The organism is Bradyrhizobium sp. USDA 4504, from assembly GCF_054063995.1.
The window spans coordinates 1,790,895-1,805,484 of the sequence record NZ_JBSSGV010000001.1 but is presented as its reverse complement, the minus strand read 5'-3'; the positions used below and the strand labels follow the sequence as shown (position 1 = coordinate 1,805,484).

Here is a 14,590-nt window from a genome sequence, read left to right as displayed (position 1 = left end):
TCCTGCGCTCAGCGTCAAGAACGAAGGCCGCCGCTCTGCCTAAGATCGGCGAAACGCTCGTTCGAAAGGAAGAGGCATGGCGCAGAACCTTCGTGTGGCCGTCGATGTCGGTGGCACCTTCACCGACATCTGCATCATGGACGAGACGACCGGTCTCGTGCGCATCGAGAAGACCTCCTCCACGCGCGATCCGATCGAAGGGATCATGGGCGGCGTATCCAAGGCCGGCATCGACCTGTCCAAGGTGGCGCTGTTCTCGCACGGCACCACGATTGCCACGAACGCGCTGATCACCCGCCGCCTGCCGCGCACCGCGGTGGTCACGACCAAGGGGTTCCGCGACGTCATCGAGATCCGGCGCGCCAACAAGGAAGACCTCTGGGACACCTACAAGGACGTGGTCCGGCCCTATGTGCCACGGCGCGACCGCCTCACCGTGCCCGAACGCGTCGATGCTGCCGGCACGGTGATCGAGCCGCTCGACGTCGAAGCTGCGCGCAGCGTCGCACGCATCCTCAAGCGTCGCGGCGTCGCCGCGGTCGCGGTGTGCTTCATGAACGCCTATCTCAACGGCACCAATGAGCGCGCCATGCGCGATATTCTGCTGGCCGAGATGCCCGATATTCCGGTCTCGATCTCCTCGCAGGTGCTTCCCGAAATCTTCGAGCACGAGCGGTTCTCGACGACGGTCGCCAACGCCGTGGTGAGCCCGGTCGTCGTCAACTACACGAGCCGGCTCGGCGAACGACTCTCGGACGAGGGCTACACCCGTGATCTTTTGCTGCTGCACACCGGCGGCGGCGTGATGACGCCGGCGAGCGTGAAGGATTTCGCGGCGCGCCTTGCCGGCTCCGGCATCGCCGCCGGGGCCATAGCCAGCCGCCATATCGCCGGTCTTTGCGGTTTCCCCAATTCGATCGGCCTCGACATGGGCGGCACGTCGACCGACGTGTCGCTCGCCTATGAGGGCCAGTCGCGGATCACCAAGGACTGGCACATCGAGTTCGGCTATCCGATCCGCTTCGCATCGATCGAGGTGCTCACCATCGGTGCCGGCGGCGGCTCGCTGGCCTGGACCGATCCGGCCGGCTCGCTGCGCAACGGCCCGCAATCGGCCGGCGCCTATCCGGGACCGGCCTGCTACGGCAACGGCAATACGCAGCCGACCAACACCGATGCCAATGTGACGCTCGGCCGGCTTGGCACCGATCTCGCCGGCGGCAAGGTCAAGCTCGACCCCGAGCTGGCGCGGCAAGCGGTCGAGGGCGGCGTCGCCAAGCCGTTCGGCCTCGGCCTGCACGAAGCCGCAGATGCAATCGTCAAGGTCGCCAATGCCAACATGTCGGATGCGGTGCGCCTGATCTCGATCAGTCGCGGCTACGATCCGCGCGACTTTGCGCTGGTGGCGTTCGGCGGCGCCGGTGCCCTGCATGGGGTCGACGTCGCACGTGAGCTGGCGATTCCCGTCGTGATCGTTCCGCTCAATCCCGGCGTGACCTCAGCGCTCGGTTGCCTGCTCGTCGACATGCAGCACGATTTTTCGCAGAGCTGCATGGTCGACGCCGCCGAGGCCGACGCCACCGAGATCGAGGCACAGTTCGCCGAGCTCGAGAAGGCTGCGCTCGCACGGTTGATCCATGAGGGCGTCGCGCAGCAGGACATCGTGCTGCAGCGCTCGATCGACATGATGTATCGCGGCCAGTGGCGTTCGCTTGCCGTCAACGCGCCGCGGCCGATCGGCGCGATCGCCGATCTGGTGCAGAGCTTCCATGCCGAGCATCAGCGCGAATACAATTTCCGCCGCGACAGCGCGCCGGTCAGCTTCTTCCGTCTCAATCTGAAGGCAGTGGGCGTGGTCCCCAAGGCCGAGTTTGCCGTCCACGAGCCGACCGGCGCTAGCCCCGAGCCGGTCAGCCGCCGCAGGGTCTGGTTCGAGGGCAGCGGGCTCGATACACCCGTCTATCGGCGCGACAACCTGCCCTGCGGCTTCTCCTTTCAAGGCCCCGCGATCATCGAGCAGGTCGATGCCACCACCGTCGTTCCGCCCGGCGCCGCCGCCGAGGTCGACAGATATCTCAACATCATCATCCGCGTGAAGGAGTAAACCATGGCCGGAGCTCTCCCGCTCGACCCCGTGACCTTCGAGGTTTTGAAGAACTCCTTCATCACCAGCGTCGACCAGATGGGCGAGCAGGTCCTGAGGACCTGCTACTCCTTCGTCATCTACAATCGCGACTTCTCGAGCGCGCTGCACGACGCCAACGGTGAATGCGCGGCGCAGGGCAACCAGGATATTGCCGTCCACGTCGGCACGCTGCATTTCACCTGCAAGGATGTCATGCGCCATTTCGAAGGCGACATGCATGAGGGCGACGTTTTCGCCATCAACGATCCCTATGCCGGCGGCACGCACTTCTCCGATGTCCGCCTGATCCGTCCGATCTTCGCCGACGGCAAGATCATTGCCTTCAGCCAGTCCAACGGACACTGGTCCGACGTCGGCGGCAGCGTGCCGGGATCGTTCGACGTCGCCGCCCGCGAGATGTTCCGCGAGGGCCTGCGCATCACGCCAGTCCGGCTGTTCGACAAGAACGGCCTGCGCAAGGACGTCGCGCATCTGATCGCGTCGAATACGCGCGATCCGGCCTCGATCATCGGCGACATCCAGGCACAGGCCGAAGCCACCGCCGTCTGCGAACGGGAGATCCTGCGCCTGGTCGGCAAATATGGCCGTGATACCGTCGAGACCGGGCTTGCCGCCGTCCAGGACTATGTGGAGCGTTCGGCGCGCCAGCGCATCGCGGCGCTGCCTGACGGCGAATGGGAAACCGTCGACTTCATCGACCGCGATCCGGCCGGCGGCGAAGGCATGATCCCGATCCGCATCAAGATGACGATCAAGGGCGATCGCGCAATCTACGACTTCACCGGCAGCCATCCGACCATCGGCTCGATCTACAATTCGGCGTTCGGTGCAACCTTCTCTGCCGTCGCCGCCGGCATGAAGACTTTCTTCCCCGACCTGCCACTCAATTCCGGTTTCTACCGCTGCTTCGAGATCATCGCCCCCGAAGGATCGATCGTCGACGCCAAATGGCCGATCGCGGTCACCGGCTTTCTGATGCCGTTCGAGAAGATCATGAACTCGATCTACGAAATGTGGTCGAAGCTGATGCCGGAGCGCGCGCTCGCTTGCGCGTTCAATCTCGAATATCTGCTCACCGGCGGGCTCGATGCCCGCAGCTCCGACAAGCCGATCTTCATGTTCTATGACTGGCTGCCCGGCGGCTGGGGCGGGCGCAACGGCAAGGATGGCAGCAATGTCACGACCGCCTGCTTCGGCACCGGCCTGATGTCGCAGCCGGTCGAAGGCCAGGAGCGCGCCAACCCGATCCTGACCACCGAATGCGAGATCCTCAAGGACTCGCCCGGCCCCGGCAAGTGGCGCGGCGGCGCCGGCGTGGTGAAGACGTCGCGGATGCTGCAGGCCGAGAAAACCGTGATCTCCTATATCTGCGACCGCGAGCGCGCGATCGTGTGGGGCATCGAGGGCGGCCTGCCGTCGATGCCGCACGGCCTGACCCTGAAGCGCGCCGGCAGCACGGCCGCGGAGCGGCTCGGCTCGATCTTCTCGGACGTCCCGATCGGCGAAGGCGACACTTTCTCGCGTCCGACCGCCGGCGGCGGCGGATTTGGCGATCCGCTGGAGCGCGATCCGAACCTCGTCGTCGAGGATATCAAGGACGACTATGTCTCGGTCGAGCGTGCCGCCAAGGACTATGGCGTCGTGGTGCACACCACCGACGCCGAGCTCTGCAACTACGAGGTCGACAAGGTCGCGACCGAGGCGCTCCGTGCGAAGATCCGCTCCGAGCGTGTCGCCAATGTCCGGCTCGATCCGGAGCTGGTGGCGCAACGCTATCGCAGCGGAGCAATCGACGCGCTCGACGCGATCCGCAAGCACGCGGTGATCCTCGATTGGGGCACCGGTGCCTTGCTTCCCGAATCCACGCGCCAGTTCCGCGAGGTGTTTGAGCGGCGCTCGGTCGCAACGTGGAAAGCAGGCTGAATACCATCGCCGGCCGCGACGTCGGCAGACCGCACAGAGCGTTCACGAAAAACTGGATCCGACACCGCCCCTCCACTTTCATTCGAGCCATGAGGATTGTGCTATGACGAGTACGACGTGCCTTTCCCCCAATCGAGTTTGGCCGATCCGCCCCGCGCTCGGCCTTGCCGCCGGCCTCGCCCTTGCCGCTGCGGTCGCGCCGGCCGCGGCCGAGACGCCGTGGTTTCCGATGAAGGTCTACGACGCGTCGTCCGGCACACCGAAGCCGGCCGAGTACACGCCGCTCCCCAAGGCCGAGAAGCCTTACAGGCTCTGCGTGCTGTTTCCGCACATGAAGGACAGTTTCTGGGTCGCCGTCGCCTATGGCATCGTCAAACAGGCCGAGGCGATGAACGTCAACATGAACCTCTACGAGGCCGGAGGTTACGAGAACCTGCCGAAACAGCTGTCGCAATTCGATGACTGCATGGCGAGCGGGCCGGACGCCATCATCGTCGGCGCCATCTCCGGCGCAGGCCTCAGCAAGAAGTTCGAGGAAGCCAAGGCCAAGGGCGTTCCGGTCGTCGGCGTCACCAACCCGCTGCCGCCGAACGCGCTGCCCGCGGCCAACTACGTCGACTTCGTCGCCATGGGCGAAGTCACCGGCGCCGGCCTGCTGGCGCAATCCAAGCCTGGCGACAAGCTCAACATCGTGACGTTCCCCGGTCCGGCCGGCTCTGGCTGGGCGGAGTCGTTCAACGAAGGCTTCAAGAAGGCCGTTGCCAAGAACGCGAACGCCAAGATTTTGGCCGAGAAGTTCGGCGACTCCGGCGTCGCCGTGCAGCTTCAGCTCATTCAGGACGCCTTGCAGGCCTATCCCGGCATGAATGTGATCTGGGGCACGGCCCCCACCGCTGAAGCGGCCATCGGCGCCGTTGCCGAGGCCGGCCGAAGCGACCTGAAGATCGTATCGTCTTACGAAAACCAGGCCATGCTCGACGCGCTCAACCGCGGCGACATCCTCGCCTTCGCAACCCAGTATCCGGTCGGAGAAGGCGCCGTCGCGATCGATCAGGCGGTGCGTCTCATCGAGAAGAAGCCGGTCATGAGCCTTGTCCAGCCGATCGCCGCTGTCATCGACAAGACCACCGTACCGAAATTGCAGATGGACCTCGTGCTGGCTCCGGCGAGTTGGACACCGGTCTATTCGGTCAAGGCCAAGTAAGCCGCTCGCGAATGATGCCGGGTGGGAGCACGTGCTCCCACCCGTCTTGCTCACGGCCCAACGGAGACGCGGATGGATGTCGAGATTGACCCGAAGCCCGCCGAGCCTCTGCTTCGATTGCGGGGGATATCAAAGCGCTTCACCGGCGTTCGCGCGCTCGACCGGGTCGACCTCGACGTTCGTGCCGGCGAGCTTCATGTCCTGTTCGGCGAGAACGGCGCCGGCAAATCGACCCTGATCAATGTCATCTCGGGAACGTTTCCGCCGGACGAAGGCACGTTCCATTTTGGCGACGAGGAGATCCATCATCTCACGCCGCAGCGGGCCCGCACGATCGGCATCAGCCCGGTCTTTCAGGAGTTCTCGCTGATCCCGAGCCTCACGATGGAAGAGAACCTGTTCCTCGGCCGCGAGGTCACCCATGGCGGCGTGCTGCGCTCGCGCGAGATGCGCAAGCGCGCCAGGGCGCTGATCGACGAGCTCGGCTTCGATCTCGATCCGGCGCAGCGGATCGACGACCTTTCCCGCGCGCACCAGCAGATGGCCGAAATCGCCAAGGCCCTGCTCGGCCGCGTCCGCCTTTTGATCCTTGACGAGCCGACTGCCTCGTTGACCGAGCGCGAGACCGGACGGCTGTTCGAGCTGATCGCGCGCCTGAAGAGCCAGAATGTCGGGCTGATCTATGTCTCGCATCGCATGCGCGAAATCCGCGCCCTTGCCGACCGTGTGACGGTGCTGCGCGACGGCCGCCACATCCAGACCCTCGACGCCCCCGGCTCGACCGACGGCGAGCTGGTGGAGCTGATGACCGGCCGCAGGATCGACCTGCTGTTCCCGGCCATCGCCCACCGGCCTGACAAGGTGATGGTCGACATCGAAAACCTGACGCTCGCGGACGGCAGCGTTCAGGAGGCGAATTTCCATGCCCGCGCCGGCGAGATCACCGGCATCGCCGGTCTCGTCGGCTGCGGCAAATCGGAGCTGATCCGCGCGGTCTACGGCATCGAGGCCGCGGCATCAGGCGTGATCCGGATCGACGGTCTGCCTTACGAATTCCCGACCCCGAGGCAAAGCCTCAAGCGCGGCATCGCCTATTTTCCCGCCAATCGGGTTGCCGAAGGCCTCGCGCTGTCCCGTCCGATCCGCGAGAACGCATCGATGACGGTGCTCGACCTGCCCGCGTTCGCGCGCTTCGGCGTGCTGCGGCAGGCCGCCGAACGCGCCACGATCGCGGACATCATGGAGCGGTTGCAGCTGAGGCCGCCGAACATCGAACGGAGCGCCGGCGCGCTGTCCGGCGGCAACCGTCAAAAAGTGATGCTGGCACGCGCGCTCACGCGTGAGCTGACCGTGTTCCTGTTCGACGAGCCGAGCGTCGGGATCGACGTCGGCGCCAAGCTCGAGGTCTACCAGTTCATGAAGCGGCTGGTCGAGGCCGGCGCCGCCGTGATCGTGGTGTCGTCGGAATTGCCGGAGGTTCTGGCGCTGTCGAACCGGCTCTACGTCATGCATCACGGCCGCATCGCCGCCGAACTGACGGACTCCGAGAAGACCGAGCAGAACGTGCTGTCCAGCTTCTTCCGCGACCATCTCGCCGCGGAGGTCGCGTGAACACCGCGCTGGTCAGCGCAAACCCGCAAGGCGCGATCGGCCTGCGATCGATCGCAGGCCGTGTCGGGTTCCTGCCGGCCCTGCTGGTCTTGCTCGTCGCCGGCATGTCGGCGATCGATCCGCAGTTCTACGGCATCATCAACATCCTCAACATCCTGCGCAACGCGTCGCTGCTCGCGATCGTCGCCTGCGGTCAGGCGCTGGTCATCATCGCGGGTGGCTTCGATCTTTCGGTCGGCGCCGTCGTGGCGCTCGCGAGCGTCGTCACCGCCAAGACCATGGCCGCCGCAGCCACCGCGTTTCCCGGCAACAACGCCCTCATCATTGCCAGCGGGATGGCGGCCGGACTCGGCTCCGGAGCCGTGGTCGGGCTCGTCAACGGATTCTGCGTGGCGAAGCTCAAGGTATCCGGCTTCGTGGTGACCCTGGGCACGATGTCGGCGACTGCGGGCGTCGGCCTGATGATCACTAACGGAATCCCGGTTTACGGCATGCCCGATATCTTCGTGAAGGGCTTTGGGCGCGCCCAGGCGCTCGGCCTGCCGACCGCCGTCCACGTCGCGCTGATCATCATCATCGTGATGGTGTTTGCGCAGCGGCGCACGCTGTTCGGCCGTTACGTCTACGCGATCGGCGGCAATGTCGATGCGGCCATCGTGTCGGGCGTATCGATCCAGCGCCACGTCGTCGGCACCTACGTTGTCTCGAGCATGCTCGCGGCGTTGACGGGCATCCTGCTGACCGCGCAGGTCGGCTCCGGCCAGGCCAGCTTCGGCGGCGACCGGATGATGCTGCAATCGATCGCAGCCGCCGTGATCGGCGGGGTGAGCTTGCGCGGCGGCGTCGGGCGCATCGAAATCGTCGCCATCAGCGCCCTGTTCCTGACCATCCTGGGCAATGCGCTCAACCTCCTGCACGTCGACTCCCGGCTGCAGCCGGTCTTTCTCGGCGTCATCATGGTCGCGGCCGTGGCGCTGGACGAACTCAGCCGACGGAGCAAAGCTCGTGTCTGACCTCGAATTGTCCGTCGCCGCCAAGAACGCGGATCGCCCGAAATTGGCGCCGGGTCGCTGGCTCTGGAGCGCAGTGCTGCCGGTCGCGTTGGCGGCCCTGTTGCTCGGCTTCGCCGCGGTCGACCGCGGCGTGTTGTCGCCGGCCAACCTGCTCAACATCGCGCAGCAGACCAGCTATCTGGCCCTGTTCGCGATGGCCCAGACCGTGGTGATCCTGACGCGCGGCTTCGACCTCGCACTCGGCCCGACCGTATCGATGGTGAGCGTCGGCACCGCGCTGGCGATGGCCGGCGCGACGGCGTCGGGCCATGGTACAGGCGCCGTGCTGCTCGCCGGGCTCGCTGCCGGCTTCGTGCTCGGCACCGCGTGCGGGCTCTTCAACGGCGTGGTTATTGCGCTGCTCGGGGTCAACCCCTTTGTCGCAACGCTCGGCAGCTACAATATCGCGATCGGGATTGCGACCACACTATCGTCCGGACGGCCCGTGCAAGGCGTGCCGGCGCCGTTCTCGCAGATCTTCTACGGCGGCAGCGTCTTCGGAATTCCGGCGGCCATCGCGATCACGGTCGGGGTCGGCGCCGTGCTCCATTGGACCCTGACGCGGACCGTGTTCGGCCGTTCGCTTTACCTCATCGGCACCAACCCGCGCGCAGCGGCGGTCGCCGGCCTGCCGGTCAAGCGCACCCTGATCGCGACCTATGTGCTGTGCTCCGGGCTTGCGGCGCTCGGCGCGATCATGATGACGGCGCGGACCGGATCGGGCGAGCCGAACCTCGGCGGGGCGCTTTCACTGCAGGCGATTGCCGGCGCCGTAGTCGGCGGAACAAGCCTGGCGGGCGGGCGCGGTGGGGTCGGCACCGCGGTGCTCGGCGCCCTGTTCATCACCATTCTGTCCAACGGCATGAACCTCACCCGGATCGACGGATACGTCCAGATGGTCGTGCTCGGCGCGATCGTCATCGTCGGCGTTCTGCTCGATCGCCTGCGACTGGAGCGGCGCCAATGACGACGGGTTCCATGCAGAGCGTCGCGGGCGAGACGCACGAGGCATCTGCGTCGATCTACGTCGCGCCCTCGCTCGCTTCCGCACTCGACGCACTGAGCGAATTCGGCGCGGCCGGCGCTGCCTTTGCCGGCGGCACATGGATCATGCGGTCACCGATCCGCCACGAGCGGTTGAAGCCGCACTATGTCGCGATCGGCAAGATCGCCGAGCTGACCGCGGTTCGTATCGGCAGCGATGCAATCGAGATCGGCGCGGCGGTTACGCATGCGGCACTCGCGGCGGCCCTGGCCGATCTTGCGGAATTCGCGGTCCTGGTCGACGCCGCCGGCCGCTCCGCCAATCCTGCGATCCGCGCGATGGCAACGATCGGCGGCAACCTCGCGACGTCGGAATTCGCCGCCGCGGATTGCGTACCGGCGCTGCTCTGCCTCGATGCCCAAGTGGAAATGTCGGACCGCGACGGCCGCGAGCGCATCGGCCTGTCGCATTTCCTGAAGATCCGATCGTCCCTTCCGCGCGGTCATCTGGTGACGCGGATCATCTTGCCGCGGGCGGCGCGCAGAAGCGCCCATGCCCGCCTGCCGCTGCGCAAATCGGGTGACTACCCGGTCGCCATCGTCAGCCTGTCGGTCAGCATCGATGCAGCGAACCGTGTCCAGGCGGCGCGCGTCGCGGTCGGTTCAGTCGAGCCGGTGGCGCGCCGCTGGGAGCGGCTCGAGGCAGCTCTGATCGGACGCCCGCTCGATGCGGCGGAGGCGGCGCAGAGTGCGGCCGCGTTGGCGGATGAGTTCGTCGGCCGCGACAGCGTCGATGCCCCGGCCTGGTATCGGGTCAGCGTGCTACCCGGTCTCGTCCGCCGCGCTGCGATCGCAGCGCTTGGCTCCTGAACCGGTGGGGATCGACATGGGATTCAACTTGACAGTGAACGGTGATCGCCTCTCTTCCGTGGCCGACCCCGCCACGCCGCTGATCGACATTCTGCGTGAGGAGATGCATCTGACCGGCGCGAAACCGGTCTGTCGCGAAGGCTTTTGCGGTGCCTGCATGGTGCTGGTCGACGGCGAGCCGACGCCATCGTGCCTGTTGCCCGCCGCGCTCGCCGATGGCCGCGAGATCCGCACCGTCGAAGGCCTTGCGCCTCACGGCGAACTGAACCGCATCCAGGCGGCCCTCGAGGCCAGCGATGCGGTCCAATGCGGCATGTGCTTTCCCGGCATGGTGGTGAGCCTGACGCATCTCTTGACGACCCGGCCTGACGCCACCCGTGACGATATCCGGGCCGCACTGACCGGGAACATCTGCCGCTGCACGGGATACGAACGCATCGTCGAGGCGACGCTGCTCGCCTTGGCCAACGCATAATCGGGAGGCGCAAGCATGTCCGACGTTTCCGCGACGATGGATTTGCGGCGGCGGGACGCCGCCGACAAGCTGCGTGGCCGTACGCGCTACACCATCGATCGATATCTGCCCGGCATGCTGCACGCCGCGGTGCTGCGTGCCGGCCTGCCTTCGGGCCGGATCATTCGCCTCGACACGTCGAGGGCTGCCCGCATGCCGGGGGTACGTGCGATCGTGACGGCGTCGGATGCGCCCGGCATGATCGGCATCGGCATCGCCGATCACCCGCTGTTCGCCCGCGATGTCATTCGCTACGACGGCGAACCGCTTGCCGCGGTCGCTGCCGTCACGTTGGCGCGGGCGCAGGCCGCGCTCGCGGCGATCGACGTGGAAATCGAGCAACTCCCCGCAATATTGACCATGGCGGAGGCGCTGGCACCAGATGCGCGGCTGGTTCATCCGGACTGGCGCGGCTATGAGGTCCTGGTCGAAGGCGGCGCGCGTGCGGGCAATGTCGCCTGGGAGGCGACCGTCGTTCGCGGCGACGTCGACGCCGCCTTTGCGCGGCCTGACGTCGAGATCGTCGAAAGTTTCTATCGCGTCGGCCGGCAGAACCACGTGGCCTTCGAGCCGCGTGCGGTCGTCGCAAGCTACGAGGACGGCCGCTTCCATATCGAGACGTCGACGCAGGTTCCCTGGAGCGTCCGCAATGCAACCGCGCGCGCGTTGGGCGTGCCGGCATCGCAAGTGCGCGTCACTGTGCCGCCGGTCGGCGGCGGCTTCGGTCTCAAATTCGATCTGGCGGTTGAGCCCTTCGCCGCCCTCCTCGCCCGCGCCAGCGGCCGGCGGGTTCGCCTCGTCAATTCCCGCGAGGACGAGATGCTGACCTGCCTATTCCGCGAGAACGCCGATATTCGCATCCGCTCGGCGGTGACGCGCGACGGAGAAATCGTGGGCCGCGAGGCGGTCGTGCTGATGGACTGCGGCGCCTATGGCGGCGAACAGATCTTCCTGACCACCATGACCGCACACACGCTCGGCGGAAACTACAGGCTTGGCAGCGTGCGCATGGTCTCGCGCGCGGTCTATACCAACACGGCGCCGAACGGCGCGTTCCGCTGCTGCAATGGCGTCTACAACACCTTCGCGCTCGAGCGGCACACCGACGAGATCGCAGCGCGGATCGGAATGAATCCGCTTGCTTTCCGGCGCCGCAACGTGCTCGGCGACAAGGATCTCGGCGCCACCGGCCAGGTATTCGAAGGCGATGTGCTCGGCCCGATGCTCGACCGGATGGATACGTTGCGCGACGCGGCAGCGCCGCTGCCGGCGCGCACCGACGGCAAGCTCCTTGGACGCGCGACCACCGTCGGCACCTGGTTCGTCTTCGTCGGCCCATCGGCCGCGACGGTGAACATGAATGCCGACGGCACGGCGACCCTGGTCACGTCGGGTGTCGAGATCGGATCCGGCTCGATGATGCAGAGTCTGCCGCAGATCGTTGCCAGCACGCTCGGCATCGCGCCCGAGCAAGTGATCGTCCGCGCCGCCGATACCGATGCGGCCGGTTATGATGTCGGCGTCGGTGGCGGCCGCACCACCGTCTCGCTCGGCGCCGCCAGTCTGTCGGCGGCACAGGAGGTGCGCACGAAGCTTTTGAGGATCGCCTCCGAGATGATCGAGGCCGCGCCCGGCGATCTCGTCATGCGCGATGGTCGGATCGAGATCGCGGGTGCGCCGGGCTCCGGCCGCACCGTCGCGGAGGTCGCGACCCGCGCTCAAGCGCTGGGCGGACCGGTCGCCGGCACCGGCGCCTTCACGGGCGCCGGCGTGCCGGCGATGCCCGGTTGCGTTGCCGGTCATTTCATCGACGCGATCGACATCCCCGTCTTCGCCGTCCACGACTGCGAGGTCGCCGTCGATCCGGAGACCGGGCATGTCGAGGTGCTAAGCTATCGCGTGGTCCAGGACGTCGGCCGTGCGCTGAATCCACGCGCAATCCACGGCCAGATCCAGGGCGGCGTCGCGCAGGGCCTGGGCTACGCCCTGCACGAGGAGGTGACGATCGGCAGCAATGGCCGTGTCAGTCAAAGCGGCTTTGAGACTTACCGCGTACCGCTTGCGCTCGACGTCGTACCGGTGGAGATCAGCCTCTATGAGGGTGCGGCGTCGGTGGGGCCGCTCGGCACCAAGGGCGCCGGCGAGGTGCCGATCCTCAATGTCGGCGCCACCGTCGCCTGCGCCGTTGCCAACGCGACAGGAAAGCGGGTGCAGGAATTACCCCTGACGCCGCCGCGCGTGCTCGAGCTTCTGCTCGAGCGCAAGCCGGGTCTGGCACTGTCTCACATTGCCGAGGTGTGGGCGGACAACCTTGTTCGTCCTCACGGGGCGCCCTAGGGACACCAGAAAAAATGCCCAGCAAACGATCCGAACGCTGAGCGACCGGCTTGGGCGCCAGGCGCCTGATCCGTGGCAGGTAGGCGCTACCGTCCCCGCACCGACCAGGCCCACGATATTTTCGTCCATTCCCCTCCGCGGCGCTCAGGCAGCCGCGACCTCGTGGCCCGCCATGACCTCCAGCGCTCTCAGAATGCCGGAATGGTCCCAGCTTTTGCCGCCGAGGGCGGTACAGGCGTTGAACAGCTGCTGGGCTGCGGCAGTGCCTGGCAGCGACAAGCCAAGCGCGCGCGCCCCTTCCAGCGCGAGGTTGAGGTCCTTCTGATGCAGCTCAATGCGGAAGCCCGGATCAAAATTGCGCTTCAGCATGCGATCGCCGTGCACTTCGAGGATCCGGGACGACGCGAAGCCGCCCATCAACGCCTGGCGCACCAATGCGGGGTCGGCCCCGGCCTTGGAGGCGAACAGCAACGCCTCGCTCACCGCCTCGATGGTCAGCGCCACGATGATCTGGTTCGCAACCTTGGTGGTCTGGCCGTCGCCGTTGCCGCCGACATGCGTGACATTCTTCCCCATCGTTTCAAACAGGGGCTTCATCGCATCGAACGCCCGCTCCCGCCCGCCGACCATGATGGTCAGGCTGGCCGCCTTTGCACCAACTTCGCCGCCGGAGACCGGCGCGTCGAGATAATCGGCCCCGAGCGCATCGATCCAGCGTGCAAACTCCTTCGTCGCCAGCGGAGAGATCGAGCTCATATCCGTCACGATCATGCCCTTGGAGATGCCCTCCGCGACGCCGCCTTGACCGAACAGCACGGCTTCGACATGCGGAGTGTCCGGTACCATGATGATCACGGCGTCCGCCTCCTGCGCCACCTGCTTGGCGGACTCGCAAGCGATGCCGCCGGCCGCGATCAACTCAGGCGCAACAGGTACGACGTCGTGCAGGAACAGGCGATAGCCGGCAGCCAGGAGGTGGCTGGCCATCGGACGTCCCATGGTGCCAAGTCCGATGAATCCGATGTCTTTCATTGTCGTTGCTCCCTGTCATCCGGATGAAGGCGTTTTTCCGGCGAGCGACTCTCGGCTCGCGTGAAGAAACCGCGTTAAATAAAATTCCAGAGGTCCGTCCCGATTCAATCGGAACGGAACAGGCTCTAGGTCACGAAAGTCTGTGCGGCGTGCCAGCCCAGGCTCTCGAGCGTGGTCGTCCGCGGCTTGTATTCGCACCCGATCCAGCCCCGATACCCGATGCTGTCGAGATGCTTGAACAGATAGCAGTAGTTGATTTCGCCGGTTCCCGGTTCATAACGGCCCGGATTGTCGGCGAGCTGGACATGCGCGATCCGGCCGAGATGCTTCTGCAGGGTCCGCGCGATATCACCTTCCATGATCTGCATGTGATAGATGTCGTACTGGATGAACAGATTGGATGAGCCAACCTCGGAAATGAGCTGCACCGCCTGTTCCGTACGGCTCAGGAAGAAGCCGGGAGTATCGAGCGTGTTGATCGGTTCGACGAGGAGCCTGATGCCATGCTGGGCGAGCGCGCCTGCGGCGAAGCGCAGGTTGGACACGAGGACTTCCTGCAGGTCCGCCCTATCCGTATCGGCTGGAGCGATGCCGACCAGGCAGTTCAGCTGCCGGCAATCCAGCGCCTTTGCGTAGTCGATCGCGCGCACCACGCCGTCGCGAAATTCATCGACCCGATTGCGCAGGATCGCAATGCCACGCTCACCGGCGGCCCAGTTGCCGGCTGGAAGATTGTGCAGCACCTGGGTCAGCCCACAGCGCGCCAATTCCTCCCGCAACGCGCCCTTTTCGAAGTCATAAGGAAAAAGATACTCGACTGCGTTGAAGCCGGCCGCCTTGGCGGCCGCGAACCGATCGAGGAACGGCAGCTCGTTGAAGAGCATGGTGAGATTGGCGGCAAATTGAGGCACGAGTCG

11 protein-coding genes are annotated in these 14,590 nt (G+C 66.0%); 9 read left to right on the top strand and 2 right to left on the bottom strand.

Features of this window, described 5'->3' with window-relative positions; translation table 11 throughout:
• Positions 1–76: 76 nt before the first annotated feature.
• From ACVMB1_RS07745 to ACVMB1_RS07705, 9 genes are all read left to right on the top strand, one after another.
• Complete coding sequence (locus tag ACVMB1_RS07745; protein ID WP_253587231.1) at positions 77–2,104, top strand: hydantoinase/oxoprolinase family protein; 2,028 nt, start codon at positions 77–79, stop codon at positions 2,102–2,104.
• Between the two features lie 3 nt (positions 2,105–2,107).
• Positions 2,108–4,069, top strand: a complete 1,962-nt coding sequence (locus tag ACVMB1_RS07740; protein WP_076826271.1) for a hydantoinase B/oxoprolinase family protein — start codon at positions 2,108–2,110, stop codon at positions 4,067–4,069.
• A gap of 103 nt (positions 4,070–4,172) precedes the next feature.
• Positions 4,173–5,273 carry a TMAO reductase system periplasmic protein TorT gene (torT, locus tag ACVMB1_RS07735; RefSeq protein ID WP_168856840.1) on the top strand — a complete coding sequence of 367 codons (1,101 nt, stop codon included), beginning with the start codon at positions 4,173–4,175 and terminating at the stop codon, positions 5,271–5,273.
• Positions 5,274–5,345: 72 nt separating this feature from the next.
• Entirely contained in the window at positions 5,346–6,884 is a 1,539-nt protein-coding gene (locus ACVMB1_RS07730; protein WP_456848382.1) for a sugar ABC transporter ATP-binding protein, read from the top strand.
• Complete coding sequence (locus ACVMB1_RS07725; RefSeq protein ID WP_076826266.1) at positions 6,881–7,897, top strand: ABC transporter permease; 1,017 nt, start codon at positions 6,881–6,883, stop codon at positions 7,895–7,897. The genes ACVMB1_RS07730 and ACVMB1_RS07725 overlap by 4 nt, the downstream gene beginning before the upstream one ends.
• On the top strand, positions 7,890–8,903 hold the full coding sequence (locus ACVMB1_RS07720; RefSeq protein ID WP_076826264.1) for an ABC transporter permease: 1,014 nt from the start codon (positions 7,890–7,892) through the stop codon (positions 8,901–8,903). The genes ACVMB1_RS07725 and ACVMB1_RS07720 overlap by 8 nt, the downstream gene beginning before the upstream one ends.
• A complete protein-coding gene (locus tag ACVMB1_RS07715) occupies positions 8,900–9,790 on the top strand; it encodes an FAD binding domain-containing protein (RefSeq protein WP_244558735.1) in 891 nt (296 codons plus the stop codon). The genes ACVMB1_RS07720 and ACVMB1_RS07715 overlap by 4 nt, the downstream gene beginning before the upstream one ends.
• A 16-nt stretch (positions 9,791–9,806) precedes the next feature.
• Positions 9,807–10,265 carry a (2Fe-2S)-binding protein gene (locus ACVMB1_RS07710; protein ID WP_076826263.1) on the top strand — a complete coding sequence of 153 codons (459 nt, stop codon included), beginning with the start codon at positions 9,807–9,809 and terminating at the stop codon, positions 10,263–10,265.
• A gap of 15 nt (positions 10,266–10,280) precedes the next feature.
• On the top strand, positions 10,281–12,641 hold the full coding sequence (locus ACVMB1_RS07705) for a xanthine dehydrogenase family protein molybdopterin-binding subunit (protein ID WP_076826260.1): 2,361 nt from the start codon (positions 10,281–10,283) through the stop codon (positions 12,639–12,641).
• Positions 12,642–12,785: 144 nt separating this feature from the next.
• Here the strand turns inward: ACVMB1_RS07705 and ACVMB1_RS07700 are convergent, their stop codons facing one another.
• Together ACVMB1_RS07700 and hyi are read right to left on the bottom strand one after the other, a co-directional pair.
• Positions 12,786–13,673, bottom strand: a complete 888-nt coding sequence (locus ACVMB1_RS07700; RefSeq protein ID WP_456848379.1) for a 2-hydroxy-3-oxopropionate reductase — start codon at positions 13,671–13,673, stop codon at positions 12,786–12,788.
• A 125-nt stretch (positions 13,674–13,798) separates the two neighbouring features.
• A complete protein-coding gene (gene hyi / locus ACVMB1_RS07695) occupies positions 13,799–14,584 on the bottom strand; it encodes a hydroxypyruvate isomerase (protein ID WP_076826256.1) in 786 nt (261 codons plus the stop codon).
• Between the last annotated feature and the right edge of the window lie 6 nt (positions 14,585–14,590).

Bases quoted from the DNA above. Each gene is read 5' to 3' on its own strand.
- ACVMB1_RS07730 (WP_456848382.1), top strand. From the start codon at position 5,346: ATGGATGTCGAGATTGACCCGAAGCCCGCCGAGCCTCTGCTTCGATTG.
- ACVMB1_RS07705 (WP_076826260.1), top strand. From the start codon at position 10,281: ATGTCCGACGTTTCCGCGACGATGGATTTGCGGCGGCGGGACGCCGCC.
- ACVMB1_RS07700 (WP_456848379.1), bottom strand. From the start codon at position 13,673: ATGAAAGACATCGGATTCATCGGACTTGGCACCATGGGACGTCCGATG.
- ACVMB1_RS07710 (WP_076826263.1), top strand. From the start codon at position 9,807: ATGGGATTCAACTTGACAGTGAACGGTGATCGCCTCTCTTCCGTGGCC.
- ACVMB1_RS07740 (WP_076826271.1), top strand. From the start codon at position 2,108: ATGGCCGGAGCTCTCCCGCTCGACCCCGTGACCTTCGAGGTTTTGAAG.
- ACVMB1_RS07745 (WP_253587231.1), top strand. From the start codon at position 77: ATGGCGCAGAACCTTCGTGTGGCCGTCGATGTCGGTGGCACCTTCACC.
- ACVMB1_RS07715 (WP_244558735.1), top strand. From the start codon at position 8,900: ATGACGACGGGTTCCATGCAGAGCGTCGCGGGCGAGACGCACGAGGCA.
- torT (WP_168856840.1), top strand. From the start codon at position 4,173: ATGACGAGTACGACGTGCCTTTCCCCCAATCGAGTTTGGCCGATCCGC.